The following is an 18,446-nucleotide window of genomic DNA, read 5'->3' as shown; positions in this document are numbered from 1 at the left end:
AAGAGTAGTAATATAGTAACGAAGGCACTTTCATGGAAGAATGACACGATCATTCCTTCTCATGACGTTCAGCGTTTCATTCATGCAACTCCTTTTGAAAGCGCTAACAGGTAGAGGGCTGGAAACACATCGAGTATCCACTGGATGTGTGGGGAGAAATATAGAAACGGGGGGAACCGTACATGGCAGGCCACGAGCAAGATCAACAAGCATTCTATGGACCAAACCTTGGCTACATCATTGAATTGTACGAGCGTTTTTTAGAAGACAAGACATCCGTTGATGAGGAGACACGTGCTTATTTCGAAGAGCATGGTGCACCTGTGACGGAACCAGTCGTACCGATGCAAGTCGAGACAGGAGATTTCGAAAAATATCTTGCGGCGAATCGTTTAGCGGAACAAATTCGTGCAAAAGGACATCTTGCGGCGGATATCTATCCGCTGAAGGACCATCCGCGAGAAACAGGACTATTCGAATTGAGTCAGTACGGATTGACAGAGGCAGATCTTCGAAAAATGCCAGTCTCACTCGTCTGTCCTGAACCACCAACTGGTGTACAGGACGCGTTTGAAGGCATTGAACACTTAAAGGCGCAGTACACGGGAGCAGCCGCAGTTGAGTTCCAGCATGTCGACGATCTCGATGAAAAGAAATGGCTTCGTCAGAAAATCGAGCAAGGTGCTTTGACAGCGACGCTAGACGCTGAACAAAAGAAACAGTTGTTCAAACGCTTAGCTGAAACGGATCTCTTCGAAAAATACTTGCACAAAACATACGTCGGTCAAAAACGCTTCTCGATTGAAGGACTTGACGCGATGGTGCCGTTGCTCGACACGATCGTCGGACACCTCATCTCGAACGGGTCGGAGACGATCAATATCGGAATGGCACACCGTGGACGGTTGAATGTTTTGGCGCACGTACTCGGGAAGCCATATGAAATGATCTTTGCTGAGTTCCAGCATGCACCGAACCACGACCTCGTACCATCTGAAGGTTCGATTGGGATCACATACGGTTGGACGGGCGACGTGAAGTATCACCTCGGGTTAAATCGAAAACTCGAGCAAGAGACACGTAACGTGCGGATGACGCTTGCGAACAATCCGTCGCACCTTGAGTTCGTCGACCCAGTCGTCGAAGGCTTCACACGTGCGGCACAAGATGATCGCTCACAAAAAGGAGCACCACGCCAAGAGCAAGCAGCAGCTGCTGCGATCCTCATTCACGGTGATGCAGCGTTCCCAGGTCAAGGAATTGTGGCTGAAACATTGAATTTAGCGAATCTCAAAGGATATAACACCGGCGGAACGATTCATATCATCGCGAACAACACGATCGGCTTCACGACGGAGCCGACGGACTCCCGTTCGACGCGCTACTCAAGTGATCTGGCTAAGGGTTACGAGATCCCAGTCTTCCACGTCAACGCGGATGAGCCGGAAAGCTGTCTCGCAGTCGCGTTGCTCGCGAGCGAGTACCGGGCAACGTTTAAGAAGGATGTCATGATTGATTTAATCGGATATCGTCGTTTTGGTCATAACGAAATGGATGAACCGATGAATACGAACCCGGTCTTATACGATTTGATTCATAAACATGATCCAATTCGTGTCTTGTACGGGAAAACACTTGTCGCGAGCGGGGATGCGACAGCTGACGAAATTCAATCGATTGAAACATCAATCAATGACCAAATGAAAGCGGCGCGCGAAAAAGTACCGAACGTCGAGAAAGAGTATGGTGGGGTCATGCCGGACGTCGTCTTTAAAGGCGTTCCGACAATCGAGACAGGGGTCTCGATCGAAACATTGACGGCGTACAATGAAGAATTATTACAGTGGCCGGATGGCTTCCAAGTGTTCCATAAACTTGAGAAGGTCCTGAAGCGCCGGACGGATGCGTTCTCGACGAAGAACGGAATTGACTGGGGACATGCCGAAACGTTGGCGTTCGCTTCGATCCTCTCAGATGGAACACCCATCCGCTTGAGCGGTCAAGATTCTGAACGGGGAACGTTCGCACAACGGAACATTAATCTTCATGATGTGAAAACAGGAGAAGGCTTCTCGCCACTCCATGCCTTGTCAACGGCAACTGCATCATTCTCGGTCTACAACAGTCCGTTGTCTGAAGCAGGTGTACTTGGTTTTGAATACGGTTATAACGTCTTCGCTCCGGAAACACTTGTATTATGGGAAGCGCAATATGGGGACTTTGCGAACTCAGGTCAAGTCATCTTCGACCAGTTCATCTCAGCTAGCCGCGCGAAATGGGGACAAACGTCAGGTCTCGTCATGTTGCTTCCGCATGGTTATGAGGGGCAAGGACCAGAACACTCGAGTGGTCGTTTAGAACGCTTCTTGACGTTATCGGGTGAGAAAAACTGGACGGTCGCGAACGTATCGAGCGCAGCCCAGTATTTCCACCTGTTGCGCCGACAAGCAGCGATTCTCGGGAAAGAGGAAGTCCGACCGCTCGTCGTCATGACACCGAAGAGTCTCTTGCGTCATCCGCTTGCGACATCCGATGTTTCTGAGTTGACGGAAGGTAGTTTCCAACGTGTCATCGAACAATCAGGGCTCGGAGAAGCACCAGATCGTGTTAAACGTCTTGTGTTCTGTTCTGGGAAGATGGCAATCGATCTAGCGGAAGCCGTTTCGAAATCAGATGAGAATCTCGATTGGCTACAGATCGTCCGGGTCGAGGAGTTGTATCCGTTCCCGGCGAAAGCCTTACAAGAAGTCATTGCGCGCTATGAAGCCGTCGAAGAGATGGTCTGGGTGCAAGAAGAACCGAAAAACATGGGGGCGTGGTCCTTCATGGAACCGCGACTTGAGACAGTTGCACCGAACGGCATCCAAACCGTCCGTTACATCGGGCGTCGTCGCCGTTCGAGTACAGCGGAAGGTGACCCGTCAGGTCATAAAGTAGAGCAGGCACGTATCATCAATGATGCACTCACAGCGACTGTTTCTACTTCAACAGCACCATCACACGTATCGAATCACACATCATAACTTAAGATAGAATCGAGTCATAGGGGGAGAATACGATGGAAATCAAAGTACCAGAACTTGCCGAATCAATTACAGAAGGAACGGTGGCGTCTTGGTTAAAACAACCAGGTGATCACGTGGAAAAAGGGGAAGCCATCGTTGAGCTCGAGACAGATAAAGTCAACATCGAAGTACCGTCAGAAGAAGCAGGTACATTGACGGAAGTGATGGCTGCTGAAGGAGATACAGTTCGCGTCGGGGAAACGATTGCTATCATCTCTGCTGGTGGCGAGGCTCCAAAACCGGCTGCGGCAGAACCAGTACAAGAAACTCCAAAAGAGACACCAAAAGCAGAAGAAAAAGCGGAACAACCAGTGGCTGTGGCAGCGACTGAAAGTACATCTGTTGCGGATCGTCCGATTGCTTCACCTGCTGCCCGTAAACTGGCTCGTGAAAAAGGAATTGATTTAGCACAAGTGGCAACACAAGATCCACTTGGTCGCATCCGCGTCCAAGACGTCGCGACGTTTGAAGTAGCACCACGTGAGCAAGCAAAACCGGCTCCTACGAAACCCGCTACACCGGCACCAGCACCTGCAGCCGCTCCTGGGAAACCGGAAGAGCGAATCAAGATGTCACGCCGTCGTAAGACGATTGCGAACCGACTCGTTGAAGTCCAACAAACGGCAGCGATGTTGACGACATTCAATGAGATCGATATGTCAGCGGTCATGGCACTGCGTAAACGTCGCCAAGAAAAATTCGTGAAGGAAAACGAAGTCAAACTCGGCTTCATGTCATTCTTTACAAAAGCAGCAGTCGCAGCACTTAAAAAGATGCCATACTTGAATGCTGAGATTCAAGGTGACGAAATCGTCCTGAAGAAATTCTACGATATCGGGATTGCCGTTTCAGCACCAGACGGTCTCGTCGTTCCAGTCGTTCGTGATGCGGACAAAAAGAACTTTGCTGAGATTGAAAAAGACATCATTCAATTAGCGGTCAAGGCGCGCGATAACAAACTCGGTCTATCTGACTTGACGGGTGGTACGTTCACGATCACGAACGGTGGTACATTCGGTTCACTCATGTCGACACCGATCTTAAACGGTCCACAAGTCGCAATTCTCGGGATGCACGCAATCAACTTGCGCCCTGTGGCGATCGATGCTGAACGCATGGAAAACCGTCCGATGATGTACGTCGCACTCTCCTACGATCACCGAATCGTTGATGGAAAAGAAGCGGTTACGTTCTTGAAGCACATTAAAGATCTCCTCGAAGATCCAGAGTCATTGATTTTCGAAGCGTAATCATAAAAGACCCGTTTTAGATGCGGGTCTTTTTTTGTTGATATCACTTTGTCATCAAAACACGAAACGACATTTACATCATCTCTATATCAGCTTCATACATACGATTTAGGATAAGTGTTGTAAGAATATTTCAAGGGGGAATTGATTATGTTGAAACAAATTGGATTGACGATGGTAGCAGGAGCCGTATTAAGTACAGGTCTTCCGACAGAAGATGTCAGCGCACATTCAAAAGGGAAATCGTTACTCGATCCAAATCGCATCATCAATGTTGCTCACCGCGGAGCTTCAGGATACGCGCCAGAGCATACGATGCCAGCTTATGAAATGGGACATAAGACATTCAAAGCAGATTACATCGAAATTGATTTACAGATGACGAAAGACGGTCAATTGATTGCGATGCACGATGAAACGATTGATCGGACGACGAACGGAACGGGTGCCGTCAAAGATAAAACGCTTGCTGAAATCAAGAAACTTGATGCCGGTAGCTGGTTCAATGAAGCGAACCCGACCCTTGCGAAAAAATCGTATGTCGGTTTGAAAGTTCCGACGCTTCAAGAAGTCTTGAGTAAGTATGGGAAGCATGCGAATTACTATATCGAGACGAAATCACCGGAAGTGTACCCGGGAATGGAACAGAAATTGCTCGACGTACTAAAGCAGAACGGATTGTCGAGTAACAAGGTCAAATCAGGACAAGTCTTGATTCAGTCGTTTAGTGAAGCGAGTCTTCAAAAAGTCAGAGCCATCGACCCGAACGTTTCATTGGTTCAGTTGATGGAAGCAAATGAAGTCAAGGCATTGACGGATGATCGATTAACAGCAATCCGCCAATATGCGGTCGGTGTCGGTCCTTCCTTCAAAGCATTGACACGTGAGAACGTCGCAGCAATTCGGGCGCATGATTTGTTACTTCACCCGTATACTGTAAATGAAAAAGCGGATATGGTACGTATGCTTGATTATGGTGTCACAGGTGTCTTTACGAACTATGCTGACCGTTTTAATGATGTCGTGAAAGGGCTGTACAAAAAATAAAGTAAAAAGGAAATAGTACTATTTCTTCTTTCGAACAGGAAAGGAGGAATAGTTTTTTTGTTTTTAAAACTCGTATTTTAAATCCAATATTTCATTTCATACGTAAACCTAATAGAGGTTTATCAGAATTTCGAATCGTGAGACAAAACAATGTAGTCAGTTTCGTATTTCATGGTACGATAACAGTGCAGTTTTGGGAAGAAATGGAGTGAGGGTCGTGAGAATTACACAGTATACGGATTATGGACTACGTGTGTTGATGTATCTCGGGGTGCACCGGGATGTCATCACACCAATGCCGCAGATTGCCAAGCATTATGGCATCTCATCCAACCATTTAATGAAGGTGACACAACAATTAGCGAAACTTGGCTATGTCGAATCAACAAGAGGTCGGTCAGGCGGACTCCGTTTGATTCGTGATCCAAAAGACATCAACATCGGGAAAGTCGTTCGGGAAATGGAACCGATGGATATCGTCGAATGTTTTGGAAGCAACGGCCATTGTGTCATTGAACCTGGATGCCGTCTAAAAAGTGTGCTCGGACGAGCGCTTCGAGCTTTTATCCGGGAACTGGAACAGCATACATTAGAAGAATTGCTGGATAATCGTGATGAGTTGGCACTCTTGTTTGCTGCCTCACCTTTACAGCGTTCTTAATCAAAAAACCCTCGCTTCTGAACTGAACCAAAAAAGTTAGACAATAAATAATTTGTCAGGCGACCTTGAGGACCTGAGTCCGGTATTCAACCGGGCTCAGGTTTTTTAGTCGTCTCTTGATACGACGATGGTTATAGTACTCGATGTAACGCTCGAGCTCACATTTGAAGTGGTCCATGTCATCGAACTCCTTGAGATACAGGAGCTCTGACTTGAGCACGGCGAAGAAGCTTTCGATGGCTGCGTTGTCGAGACAGTTGCCCTTACGGGACATGCTTTGCGTAATGCCGTGCTCGTGGAGCGTACCAGTGAACGCTCTGTATTGATAATGCCACCCTTGATCGGAATGAAGGATTGGGCGCGCCTCTCCGTCGAGCTTCCCGATTGCCTGATCTAACATTTCGCCAACGAATCGATATGTAGGACGGTCCGATAGGGTATAGGCGATGATCTCACGGTTTCCCAAGTCCATCATCGGAGAAAGGTAGAGCTTCTCTCCGAACAGGTGAAATTCAGTGACGTCAGTCACCCATTTCTGGTTCAGACCGGTGGCCTTGAAGTCACGTTGAAGAAGATTCGGTGCGACCTTTCCGACCCGTCCTTTATAGGAGCGGTATCGCTTCATGCGGACGAGACATTTGAGACCGAGTTCGTTCATGAGACGGCGCACGGTCTTCGGATCGTGCCGGAAGCCCTGGCGTTCGAGAAGTGCGTGGATGCGACGATAGCCACATCGTCCTTCGTGTTCGTGGAAGAGGGTATGGATGGCCGCCTTCACTTCCGCATACTTGTCTTCGCCCGTCAGGCGCGTCCGCCAATAGTAATAAACGCTTCGTGCCATACCGAGCACGCGGAGGAGTCCCGGAACGGGATAGATTGATCGCAATTCATCGATTACTTGTGCCTTGATCCGGTTCGTCGCGCATTCTCTTCTTGAACCAAGGCTTTCAATTTTTTTAACGCAGCGTTCTCCATCTCGAGATACTCGATCCGCTCTTTGAGCTTCTCGACTTCTGTCATCTCTTCAAATTCCTTCTTCTTGCGTCTCGCCATCGGGGCACGTCCTTTCGGTCTGGCGACCAGACCTGCGGTCCCTTCCCGATCATACGTCGATCGCCATCTCGAGATCATCCCCGGGGAGGAAATTCGGTATTTTACGGCCGTCTCTCTATTGGACAGCTTATTGGTCGCCATGTCGTTTAATACCTCCAGTTTAAATGCCAGCGAGTGTGTTGTATAGGAAGGATCGAAGATCGTTTCCCCCCAACGCTCATAGAGACGTGACCACTCACGGACCAGGTTATGCGCTATCCCGAATTCTTTCGCCACACCTCGGTATCCGTCTCGTCCTGTTAGATAACGCTCAGCGACTTGGACTTTAAACGCCTTTGTATATTTGACCATAAAAAACACCCCATAAAAGTTGGATTTTATGTCCAACTTTTATGGGGCAGTTCACTTCCGTGAATGGAAGCGAGGGTTTTGTCATAGCGATACTTATACATCATCTTGGCGTTTCTTTGGTTCCACATGTTCTTTGTTCTGAGACAAGTCGTCACGAACAGATGATTTCCATAACGGCACATTGCTGTAATATGCAGCACGGGCGATCAGATGTCCTCCAATCGGCGCTGTGATGAGCACGAACAGGATGCCGAGAACGACACGAGAGGAGAAGAATCCATCTTCAGTGACGAAATAGATGATGACGCCGATTAAAATCGACATGACACCTAATGTCGCGCTTTTAGATGCAGCGTGAGCACGCGTATAGACATCCGGTAAGCGGATCAGACCAAGCGCGGTGACGAGACTAAATCCCATACCGAGCAAGGCGAAGACCGCGACGATCAATTCATTGATTGCGATCACGTTCGATGATCTCTCCTTTCTCGATATATTTTGAAAAGGCAACCGTACCGATGAAGGCGAGTATACCAATCAACAGGATGACTTCGAGATAGTCGCTCGTCCGTAAGATGATCGAGACAAGACCAACGATTGAAATCAAGCTGATACCAATTGAATCAAGCGCGATGACACGATCCGCCACACTTGGTCCTTTGATGACCCGGTAAAATAGACCAAGCATCGAGAGAAAGACACCCCCGAGTGCGATGTAGATTAAAATATCGAACATCACCGACTCACCTCCAGAATGGCTTTCTCAAAACTATCACGAATCGAAGCGACTGCTTCATCGACCTCTGGCATATGGAGTGCATGAATGTAGAGTGTCTTATTATCATCCGAGATATCAACGACAAGCGTTCCCGGCGTCAATGTGATCAGCATCGACAGCAACGTGATCTGCCACGGTTGATCGAGTTCGGTCTCATAGGCGAAGATACCAGGCTGAATATCTAACTTCGGCTTTAAGATAATTTTCAAGACATCGATGTTCGCAACGACCAGCTCGTAGAGAAAGCGGAAGAACAATAGGACGAGTGCGACGACAGGTCCGAGATAAAAACGACCTTTGAAGCCGCGACGGAAAGCGAACATCGCAATCAGCCCTAGCGCGTAACCAATGACGAAACCGGAGGCCGAGAAATTGTTTGAGAGAAACATCCACAAGAATGCAAGAAATAAGTTGAGCAAGACTTGAAATGGCATGAATTAACGACCTCCTTTTAGTACGGCATCGATATAGAGCGTTGGATTCGTCAACGGTTCGACGGCTTGTTGAATCAGTGGACGCATCGCCTCAGCACCTACTCCATAGAGAACGCTGAGCGCAACTAAGGCAATCGTAGGAACTAGTAGCTTTGGAACAAGCGCTTGTTTATCACCAGAGTAAGTCTTCGGTGTTCCCCAAAAGGCACGCATGAACAATTGAACGACCGAATACAAGACGAGTAGACTGGATAGTAGAACGATGATTGGTCCAATCAACTCACCGGCTTCAATACCACCACGAACGATCAGGAATTTCCCAATGAATCCGCTGAGCGGTGGAATCCCGGCAAGTGATAACGCCGCGATGAAGAACGTCCAACCTAATACAGGATAGGCTTTGATCATCCCGCCCATGTCTTTCAGCTTACTCGAGCCGGCAATTCCGACCATGATTCCTACGAGTAGGAATAAAGCGGCTTTAATCAACATATCATGAAGAAGGTAGAAAATCGCACCTTCTAGCGCTTGCGGTGTCATGAGGGAAACCCCGTACAAGATGACCCCGACCGCGACGATGATGTTGTAGATGATGATTTGCTTCGCATCCCGTGTCGCAAGCGCACCAATCACCCCGATGATGATCGTACTGAGCGCAAGGATACTCAAGATTTGATGAATCGTTCCAATCTCATTTGAGAAGAACAAACTATACGTCCGTAAAATCCCGTAGACCCCGACCTTTGTCAACAAGGCACCGAACAGAGCAAGAACAGGCGTCGGCGGTACTTGATAAGAACCAGGTAACCAGAAGTAGAGCGGGAAGATCGCACCTTTTAATCCGAAGACGATCAGGAATAACAAGGCGATAACGTTGAGGATTGCTGGCTGTCCGACCTCTGAAATCTTTTGACTGATATCCGCCATGCTGAGTGATCCGATGATTCCGTACAAGAAGGCGACGGTCATGACGAATAATGCAGACGAGATGACATTAATCAAAAGATACTTCAGCGATTCTCGTAATTGTGCCGGTTTCCCGCCGAGAACGATTAAAACATAAGACGAAATCAGGAAGACTTCGAAGAAGACGAACATGTTAAAGATATCACCTGTCGTAAAGGCACCATTGACACCAACGAGCAGGAATTGAACGGCGATGAAATAGTAGTACCGTTGATAGGAAACGCTCAAGTAGACAATGGCATACCAGATGATACAAAGAACAAGAATGCTTGTCGTCGTGACGAGTAAAGCGGATAGCATGTCAGAGACAAGCGTGATACCAAAAGGTGCTGGCCAGCTACCGAGTGTGACTGTTAAGATGCCGTTTGACCGGACAGTCAGCACGAGATAGATGGAGGCACAGACAGTCAAAATCGTCGAAAAGAGGGAAACGATTCGTTGTCCTTTGAGGTGTCGCGGGAAAAACATCAAGAGGACACCCGTCAACAAAGGGATGATGATTGGTAGTAGCGGTAAGTTAATCATTCGAATCGGTTCCTTTCATCTCTTCGATATTATCGGTTCCGAGTTCTTGATAAGCACGGTAAGCGAGTACCAAGAAAAAGGCAGTGACACCAAAGCTGATGACGATGGCGGTCAAGACGAGTGCTTGCGGTAGTGGATCCGTATAGGAAGTCACGCCATCCTTTAAGACCGGAGCCGCGCCTCGTTTTAATCCACCCATCGTCATGACGAGCAGATGGGCAGCGTGGCTGAGCAACCCTGTTCCGATGATAATGCGAAGAATACTTTTCGAAAGAATGAGATAAATGGCACACATCGTCAGGATGCCTGCGGCGATCGCCATGATGATTTCCATATTAATCACTCTCCCCAATCGTTTGAATAATCGTCATCGTCACACCGACGACGACAAGATAAACACCAAGATCAAACAACATCGCTGTATGAAGTGATGTCTTACCGAATAACGGTAGGTTGAAATAGTCATGTGCATGTGTGAAGAACGGTACGTTAAAGACAAGCGCTCCTGAAGCCGTCAGTACGGCAATCAACATGCCAAGAGCCGTGATCCATTTGTAGTCGAATGGCAAAATCCGGCGTAACGTCTTGATGTCATAAGCAAGTAAGATCAATACAAGAGCAGACGCCGTCACAAGACCGCCAATGAAACCGCCACCCGGTGTATAGTGTCCAGCAAAGAACAAGTAGACAGCAAACAGGAAGATGACGAACGTGATAAAGGAAGTCGCGGACTCTAAGATGACGTCATTCGTATGCTTTTTCGCCTGCTTTTTCATTTATCGATCCCTCCTGTTCGTCTAAATTTAATCATCGTGTAAATACCGATTCCGGCAAGTGCGAGAACGGCAATCTCAAACAACGTATCGAAGCCACGGAAGTCGACGAGAATAACGTTGACCATATTACCGCCAGCGGCAAGATCAGCGACATTATCGATGTAATACTTGGCGATTGAAGTAAACGATCGTTGGCTTAGAGAAGCAAGAGCGACGAGTGTCACCGTCAATCCGACGAGTGCTGAAATCAAGGCGTTGCCGAGCTTGAACGGAATGCGTTCTTCTTTCCGACTGATTTCCGGTAAACGATAGAAAACGAGCAGGAATAGAGCGACCGATACGGTCTCGATGACGAGTTGTGTCAAGGCGAGATCTGGCGCTCGGAAAAAGACGAAGAATAGAGCGACCGTATAACCTGTCACACCGAGCAAGATGATCGATGTCAGTCGTGAACGCGCAAAGGTGATCGAAAGGGCACTCGAAACGAGAACGAGTGCAAGGATGATCTCATACGCGTCAATCGAGCTGATTGGATCAACCGCGAAGCGGAAGGCATCAAATACGTATAATGCCGTCAAGATCAAGATGACGATGAATCCGAAGATGTAGACGAGATATGACCGCATGTATCCGGTCATGACCGTATCGTGAATCTTTGTCGAGGTCTGTTCACCACGCCGTAACAAAGCGTCATATTGATGATTCAAGGAGACAGCACGAGGCATCCGGTTATAGAGTGATTGCCAGCGGGGCAGTGTTTTATACAATATGACGCCAGCACTGATGATCAAGAGTGTCAGGAATAATTCAGTATTGAATCCGTGCCACATTGAAATATGCACATCAATCTTCCCACCCGCATCAACGACTTGCGGTAAGATCGCTTCGACTGCCGGTCGAATCAACGTATCCGATAATAGATTCGGGAAGAGTCCGATGATGACGACGAGCGAGACGAGGACGAGAGGTGGAATCAACATGCCAATCGGTGCCTCGTGTGGTGTTTTCGGCAACTTATCGTCTTGACGCTTACCGAAGAACGTTCTGCGAACAATTAAGATACTGTAGACGAACGTAAAGATACTTCCGACGACGGCGAGTACAGGAATGATCCAACCGTAAGACGGTAAGTGGAACAAGTCAGATCCTGAAACTTGAAGAACACCTGTCAAGAACATCTCTTTACTCAAGAACCCGTTGAACGGTGGAATCCCCGCCATCGAAAGGGTTCCGATCATCGCGATCGTCATCGAAATCGGCATGAGTTGCGCAAGACCACCGAGCTTCCGAATATCACGAGTACCAGTTTCGTGATCGACGATTCCCGCCATCATGAAGAGACTGCCTTTAAACGTCGCGTGGTTAATCAAGTGGAAGATCGCAGCGACTGTCGCGATTGTATATAATCCGTCATCCAACGCGTCAACGTGCAAGGCGGCTGCTCCGAGTCCAAGTAAGGACATGATTAATCCAAGCTGAGAAATCGTGGAGTAAGCAAGGATTCCTTTCAAATCATGTTGTTTCACCGCATTGAGTGAACCCCAGAATAAGGTGAATATTCCGACAGATGAGACGAGATAGAACCAAAGCGACTCATCCGCAAAAATCGGACTGAAACGAGCGACAAGATACAACCCTGCCTTGACCATCGTTGCCGAGTGCAAGTAGGCACTGACAGGGGTCGGTGCTTCCATCGCATCCGGTAACCAGATGTGGAACGGAAACTGAGCCGATTTCGTGAAGGCAGCTAGCAAGAATAAAACAAGGGCGACCGTAAAGAAAGGTTCACCTTGAATCGATTCAAGTGACGCATAGGTCTCACGAATACTTAACGATCCACTGAGTGTAGAGAGAATCGCAATTCCTCCAAGCATCGCCAGTCCACCGAAGACGGTGATCAACATCGATTTTTGAGCGCCATAACGAGAACGTTCTCGCTCGTACCAGTAGGCAATTAATAAGAACGACGAAATCGACGTTAATTCCCAGAACAGATAGAGGACGATCATGTTATCTGACAGTACGACCCCAAGCATGGCGGTCATGAACATCAACAGATAGACATAAAATGTTCCGAGTGATTCTTTTTTCGCATCTAGATAAAAAATCGAATAAAGAACTACGAGTGATCCGATTCCTGTGATCAATAGTGCGAACAATAAGCCGAGTCCGTCAAGATACGTGACGAAATCGATACCGAGCGATGGTATCCACGGCATGCGTGCCGTAAAGGTCTCACCTGACATCGTACCAGGGAGAAAGCGGCTGAAATACGAAACGAGCAGTACAGGTACGACAAGTACAAACCAACCGGTATGAATGTTCGGAAGGCGTTTCGCTAGAAGCGGAATGAAAAGACTGATCAATATGGGCAGTAAAATAGCCCCGTGCATCACGGACACGAAATTCCCTCCTTTGTGACATCGACGACCAAAAATGAAAAAGGGACGCGAACGCAAGCTGTTGAAGCTCGGAACTGTCCAGTAGAAGACACGATTCATTTTGTTCGTCGAAGATGTTTCTGAATCAAGTATAGCGCACTTTTTTCCTTCTTGCATGACGTGAAGCGTTGAAGCATAAGGGATAGAGCCATTTTTTCTCTTGATTATTAAATATGTAGGAACACGGCAGAAATAGGCTGAAAATTTTTTTGATTTTTTTCAAAAAACACGTGGATCCATGAGAAGAATGATTCAAACTCAAGGAACGCGGGTACATTTATCTAGAGCACAACTAATGACCATAGAGGGGGAACTTTCATGCGAGCAACATTCAAAACAGGTGTTATTTTAGGTGGTCTAGCAGCGATTGCGACAATCGCCTATCAACAATACCAACAACGAAAATCGACTTCAGATGATATTGACCATCGTCCAAGTGTCGACGCGAAACGCGATCCGGCTGAAGTCGGACTGACACAACTGGATTCCATTCATCGGGCAGATTGGCAAGCGAATGGATTCCCACAAACACACGCAGAACTCGAACGCCTCGAGCGAGAAGAAAATTAAAAAAGCACGTCTCTCGAATGAGAGGCGTGTTTTATGGTCATTAAGCACTTGTTGTGACTAGGGCACGTGTCCGTTCACTATGTGCAGTATAAGAAGAGAGATGTTCGAATTGATAAAGCGTTAAGGTCGCTGTGCGACGTTGACCAGTACTCGATTCAAGCATTAAATAAGCTTCATTGAAGTCCGTACCACCACCATCATAGCGGATGTGTGCCGTAATCGTTCGTCCATCTGTCGTCTGCATATAAATATCGTAACCCCCGAAATCAACGCGCTTAAAGCTAGTTGCCTCGCTTACGATGTGTTTGAATGTTTCAATCAAAGAATATGTCATCGTTCGTTCCTCCCTTTATTTCTTCCAAAACAAGATAAGTTATAATCAACTCCGAATATTACTTTTCCCATTAAATTGAAGAAATAAACATCAAAAATGAATCTTTTTTAATCTTGTTATGAAACGCGTTTCATACTTTATGATGATGACAGACGGTGCGTAACCGATTGCGGGCGTTAGCCGATACAGAAACTGTATAATCAAAAAGACAAGAGGATGGTCGTGACCATCCTCTTGTCTTTTTGATTATAACTCTACGTTATGGTAGACCTGTTGCACATCCTCAAGATCTTCCAGTGCATCGATCATTTTCTCGAATTGTGCGACGTCGTCTTCAGACAACGCGACTTCGTTTTGGGCGAGCATGACCAGTTCGGCAAGTGAGAACTCAGTAATGCCTGCAGCTTTCAACGCTTCTTGTACAGCATGGAATTGTTCCGGCTCAGCGTAGATGATGACAGATTCGTCTTCTTCGAGGATATCGCGCACATCAATATCCGCTTCCATCATCAATTCGAGAACGTCATCTGCAGTTTTACCTTCAAAGGCAAAGATTGCCGTCGCATCGAACATATAAGCGACGGATCCGCTCACGCCCATGTTTCCACCATTTTTTCCGAATGCAGCACGAACGTCAGAAGCCGTCCGGTTAACGTTGTTCGTCAACGTTTCGACGATGACCATTGAACCGCTTGGACCGAATCCTTCATAACGCAAGACGTCGTAGTTTTCTTCCGCTCCACCTTTTGCTTTTTCAATCGCCCGATCGACGATGGCACGTGGCACGTTGTATGTTTTCGCTCGTTCGAGAACGACCTTTAATGCTTGGTTTGATTCTGGATCGGGTTCGCCTTGTTTAGCCGCTACATAAATCTCACGACCGAACTTTGCGTAGATCCGACTCGTATTTTTGTCTTTTGATGCTTTTTTTTCCTTGATGTTGTTCCATTTACGACCCATTTCGTATCCACTCTCTTTCCGTAATATCAGAAATCCCTGATTTCCTATGCGTTATCAGTATACCTTAAACTACCTGACAGACTGAACTAAAATGTCGGTGGAACAGTTGAATTTCTACTAAATACGTTTAAGCGATGCGGAAGAAAGGAACTTTACCGATAGAGAAATATCAATTTAAGGGAGAGTGGCAGAATTTGAATCAGGCTGGAGTAGTTCATCGCGCATTATCACCGTTCGTTTATGCCTATGATCAAGAAACCGTCCATGTCCGACTTATGACGGCTAAAGGTGATATTGAAAAAGTTGAATTGATATATGGTGATCCGTATGAATGGGAAGCGGAAAAAGAAGAAGACCGAGATTGGAATTTTGATCCGGAGAAAGAAAAATCATGGAAAGTGAAACGGACGCCGATGCAACACAATGGAAGTGATGCGACGTATGACTATTGGTTCATTGCAATCCGTCCAGAACGGAAGCGGGTACGGTATGGGTTTGAGGTTCATGGCGATAAGATAGCCGTTTTAACCGAGCGTGGCTGGTATGACGAAGCACCACTCGATCATCCAGGCTATTATTTTTCTGTGCCATATGTTCATGCGACGGATGTCTTTGATACACCGGATTGGGTGAAGGATACGGTCTGGTATCAAATTTTCCCGGAACGATTTGCGAATGGCGACACGACGAATGATCCAGCGGGAACGAAGGAGTGGGGAAGTGAAGCACCGGCTTTTCAGAATTTCTTCGGTGGAGATTTTCAAGGGGTCATTGATCACGTCGATCATTTACAACGTCTCGGCGTCACGGGTGTCTACTTCTGCCCAGTCTTTGAGGCACCATCCAATCATAAATACGATACGCTTGATTACTTGAAGCTTGATCCTGCGTTCGGTGACGAGAAAACGTTCCGCAAGATGATCGATGTGCTACATGAGAACGGTATCCGCGTATTACTCGATGCCGTCTTTAATCATATTAGTGAAGAGCACCCAGCATTTCAAGATGTCTTAGAAAAGGGACAAGACTCAAAATACGCCAACTGGTTTACGATTGATTCCTTCCCGGTCGATCCATCGATTCCAAACTATGAAGTGTTTGCATTTGAACGAAACATGCCGAAGTTGAATACTGCCCATCCGGACGTCAAAGACTATTTGCTTCACGTCGGACGTTACTGGGTCGAGGAATTCGGAATTGACGGCTGGCGTCTGGATGTCGCTAGTGAAGTCGATCATGCGTTTTGGCGTGAGTTTAGAAAGGAAGTCCGGGCTGCGAACGGAACATGTTATATCGTCGGCGAATGCTGGACGGATTCGCAACCATGGCTCCTCGGCGATCAATTTGATGCCGTCATGAATTACGGTTTGACAGAGAGCTTTTTGACTTGTTTTGCGACGGGCGAGACGAGCGTTCGTGATTTCTCACATGCAGTCATCCGGAATTTAAACTGGCATTCTCAAAATGTCAACGAAGTCATGTTCAATTTGATTGACTCGCATGATACGCCGCGTGCTCTAACGCGTGCGAAAGGGAATATCGATCGAATGAAGTTACTCTTCACTACACTGTTGACGTTTCCGGGTTCACCCGTCATCTATTATGGCGATGAGATTGGAATGACTGGGGGGCAAGACCCGGCAAACCGTGCGTGTATGGAATGGGATGAGACGAAGCAGAACCGTGAGTTGTTCGATCACGTTGCACAGTTGGTTGCTCTTCGAAAACAGCATCCGGTTTTAGCAAATGCCGGAACGTATCATTTCCAAAGGATTGATGATACAAAACAGACATTTGTCGTCGAGCGACGTCAGGGCGAACAGGTTTACTTGCTCGTGGTCAATGTAAGTGAAGAGGCACAATCTCTTTCGCTTGAAGGAACGTATGAAAGTCTTTTAGACACAACGACGTTGTCGGGAACTATTCAAGTAGAAGCTGTGTCAGCTCTTCTTTTGCGACACGTATAAGAAAAAGCAAGTCGTGGATATCGAATCCGCGACTTGCTTTTTTAGTGCGTGTGCATTATGAATCAAACGGATGGATCAGTAAACCGCTCCGAAGCTTCGGTTCGAACCAAGTCGACTTCGGCGGCATCACTTCTCCCGCATCAGCCACAGCCATTAAATCTTCGATCGAAGTCGGATGCAAGTGAAAAGCGACAGCGGCATGTCCAGAGTCCACGATTTGCTCAAGGCCGGCATACCCCTTATGACCACCGACGAACTGGATCCGTGCGTCCGTCCGTGGATCCTCGATACCGAGTAACGGTGTCAACAACTCTTCTTGTAAAATCGAGACGTCGAGATTCGCTTTCGTCCCTGTTCGTTCAGAATCGTACGAAAGGGTATACCATTGCCGGTTGAGATACATCTCGATTTGGTGAGGCTTCGTTTGTTCGGCACGTCCTTTTGTGATCGTAAAGTGATGGGCTAATCGCTCAAGGAAATCAACGACGGATTGACCGTACAAATCTTCAACGACCCGATGGTAACCGAGAATCCGTAATTGATCCTGCGGGAAGGAGACGCCAAGAAAACGTTGTGCTTCCTCCTGGTCCGTCCGACTGGCAGCGATGGCTGCTGCTGCAGCACGATGATGACCATCAGCGATATAGAGAGCATCGTGACGGGCGAACTGGCTCCCGATCGTCAATAGATGATTGCGATCGGTGATTTTATAAATTCGATGCGTCACTCCATCGACGGTGAAATCATATAGGGGATCGCCAGCAGTAATCGTCGTGACGATTGCTTCGAGTTGTGCATCGGTTTGATGCGCAAGTAAAATCGGACCCGTATGTGCTTGTAACTGTTCGACGTGTCGGACACGGTCGCGCTCTTTATCAGGACGTGTGAACTCATGTTTACGAATTTGATTCGTCTCATAATCACTGACGGCAACACATCCGACGAAACCGGATTGCGTATGTGTTCCATCTGACAATTGATAAATGTAATACGTCTCGTCTGCATCGAGCTGTAAGATGCCGTTTGTTTGACTCTCTTCGAAGGCAAGCGCTGCTTGCTGATAAACGCGTGGGTCATCTTCAGCGATTAATGACGGAAGAGTAGCTTCTGCTTTATCAATCCGTAAAAAAGACAGCGGATGACGTCGGATCTCGGAACGTGCTTCTTCGCGCGAATAAACATCATACGGTAAGGCGGCAAATTCTGCCGCATATTTTGAGTCCGGTCGTAACGCCGCAAAAGGTTCGAAAGTTGGCATGGGGTTCACT

General features: G+C 47.4%; 17 protein-coding genes. 6 read left to right on the top strand and 11 right to left on the bottom strand.

Features of this window, described 5'->3' with window-relative positions:
- Positions 1-182 precede the first annotated feature (182 nt).
- The 4 genes from MKY22_RS09275 (at position 183) to MKY22_RS09260 (ending at position 6,023) form a co-directional block, all read left to right on the top strand.
- Positions 183-3,023 (top strand): 2-oxoglutarate dehydrogenase E1 component, encoded by a 2,841-nt coding sequence (locus tag MKY22_RS09275; protein ID WP_341088483.1) that lies wholly within the window; start codon positions 183-185, stop codon positions 3,021-3,023.
- Between the two features lie 35 nt (positions 3,024-3,058).
- Positions 3,059-4,315, top strand: a complete 1,257-nt coding sequence (gene odhB, locus MKY22_RS09270) for a 2-oxoglutarate dehydrogenase complex dihydrolipoyllysine-residue succinyltransferase (protein WP_341088481.1) — start codon at positions 3,059-3,061, stop codon at positions 4,313-4,315.
- 150 nt (positions 4,316-4,465) lie between these two features.
- On the top strand, positions 4,466-5,362 hold the full coding sequence (locus tag MKY22_RS09265; RefSeq protein WP_445298373.1) for a glycerophosphodiester phosphodiesterase: 897 nt from the start codon (positions 4,466-4,468) through the stop codon (positions 5,360-5,362).
- A 217-nt stretch (positions 5,363-5,579) separates the two neighbouring features.
- Positions 5,580-6,023, top strand: coding sequence for an Rrf2 family transcriptional regulator (locus MKY22_RS09260; RefSeq protein WP_341088479.1), 444 nt, complete (start codon positions 5,580-5,582; stop codon positions 6,021-6,023).
- 55 nt (positions 6,024-6,078) lie between these two features.
- Here MKY22_RS09260 and MKY22_RS09255 read toward each other — a convergent pair.
- The 8 genes from MKY22_RS09255 to MKY22_RS09220 form a co-directional block, all read right to left on the bottom strand.
- Positions 6,079-7,427, bottom strand: a protein-coding gene (locus MKY22_RS09255) for an IS3 family transposase (RefSeq protein ID WP_445298366.1) whose coding sequence is annotated in 2 segments (ribosomal slippage) — positions 6,079-6,968 and positions 6,968-7,427 — 1,350 coding nt in all. Because the reading frame shifts where the segments join, the coding sequence is not laid out codon by codon here.
- Between the two features lie 93 nt (positions 7,428-7,520).
- A complete protein-coding gene (gene mnhG, locus MKY22_RS09250) occupies positions 7,521-7,895 on the bottom strand; it encodes a monovalent cation/H(+) antiporter subunit G (protein WP_047395592.1) in 375 nt (124 codons plus the stop codon).
- On the bottom strand, positions 7,879-8,115 hold the full coding sequence (locus MKY22_RS09245) for a Na(+)/H(+) antiporter subunit F1 (RefSeq protein WP_369792030.1): 237 nt from the start codon (positions 8,113-8,115) through the stop codon (positions 7,879-7,881). Before MKY22_RS09245 ends, mnhG begins: the two co-directional genes overlap by 17 nt.
- Before the next feature lie 47 nt (positions 8,116-8,162).
- Complete coding sequence (locus MKY22_RS09240; RefSeq protein ID WP_047395595.1) at positions 8,163-8,639, bottom strand: Na+/H+ antiporter subunit E; 477 nt, start codon at positions 8,637-8,639, stop codon at positions 8,163-8,165.
- Positions 8,640-8,642: 3 nt separating this feature from the next.
- Positions 8,643-10,130, bottom strand: coding sequence for a Na+/H+ antiporter subunit D (locus MKY22_RS09235; RefSeq protein WP_341088477.1), 1,488 nt, complete (start codon positions 10,128-10,130; stop codon positions 8,643-8,645).
- On the bottom strand, positions 10,123-10,464 hold the full coding sequence (locus MKY22_RS09230) for a Na(+)/H(+) antiporter subunit C (protein WP_023468540.1): 342 nt from the start codon (positions 10,462-10,464) through the stop codon (positions 10,123-10,125). The genes MKY22_RS09235 and MKY22_RS09230 overlap by 8 nt, the downstream gene beginning before the upstream one ends.
- 1 nt (position 10,465) lies before the next feature.
- Complete coding sequence (locus MKY22_RS09225) at positions 10,466-10,906, bottom strand: Na(+)/H(+) antiporter subunit B (RefSeq protein WP_029341921.1); 441 nt, start codon at positions 10,904-10,906, stop codon at positions 10,466-10,468.
- The gene (locus tag MKY22_RS09220) at positions 10,903-13,308 is read right to left on the bottom strand and encodes a Na+/H+ antiporter subunit A (RefSeq protein WP_341088473.1); all 2,406 of its coding nucleotides are present in this window, start codon (positions 13,306-13,308) and stop codon (positions 10,903-10,905) included. Before MKY22_RS09220 ends, MKY22_RS09225 begins: the two co-directional genes overlap by 4 nt.
- Before the next feature lie 357 nt (positions 13,309-13,665).
- Between MKY22_RS09220 and MKY22_RS09215 the strand changes: the two genes are divergently transcribed.
- Positions 13,666-13,917, top strand: a complete 252-nt coding sequence (locus MKY22_RS09215) for a hypothetical protein (RefSeq protein WP_029341919.1) — start codon at positions 13,666-13,668, stop codon at positions 13,915-13,917.
- A 40-nt stretch (positions 13,918-13,957) separates the two neighbouring features.
- Here the strand turns inward: MKY22_RS09215 and MKY22_RS09210 are convergent, their stop codons facing one another.
- Positions 13,958-14,251, bottom strand: a complete 294-nt coding sequence (locus MKY22_RS09210) for a hypothetical protein (protein WP_023468536.1) — start codon at positions 14,249-14,251, stop codon at positions 13,958-13,960.
- A gap of 246 nt (positions 14,252-14,497) precedes the next feature.
- Positions 14,498-15,211: a YebC/PmpR family DNA-binding transcriptional regulator gene (locus MKY22_RS09205; protein WP_023468535.1), complete on the bottom strand. Its 714-nt coding sequence runs from the start codon at positions 15,209-15,211 to the stop codon at positions 14,498-14,500.
- A gap of 194 nt (positions 15,212-15,405) precedes the next feature.
- Between MKY22_RS09205 and MKY22_RS09200 the strand changes: the two genes are divergently transcribed.
- Positions 15,406-17,178 carry a glycoside hydrolase family 13 protein gene (locus tag MKY22_RS09200; protein WP_341088467.1) on the top strand — a complete coding sequence of 591 codons (1,773 nt, stop codon included), beginning with the start codon at positions 15,406-15,408 and terminating at the stop codon, positions 17,176-17,178.
- Positions 17,179-17,233: 55 nt separating this feature from the next.
- On the opposite strand, the gene MKY22_RS09195 is transcribed toward MKY22_RS09200, so the two are convergent.
- Positions 17,234-18,436: a DUF1015 domain-containing protein gene (locus MKY22_RS09195; protein WP_290777179.1), complete on the bottom strand. Its 1,203-nt coding sequence runs from the start codon at positions 18,434-18,436 to the stop codon at positions 17,234-17,236.
- Positions 18,437-18,446 lie beyond the last annotated feature (10 nt).

Source organism: Exiguobacterium sp. FSL W8-0210 (genome assembly GCF_038006045.1).
Taxonomy (GTDB): Bacteria; Bacillota; Bacilli; order Exiguobacteriales; family Exiguobacteriaceae; genus Exiguobacterium_A.
This window is presented reverse-complemented; position numbering and strand designations above follow the sequence as displayed.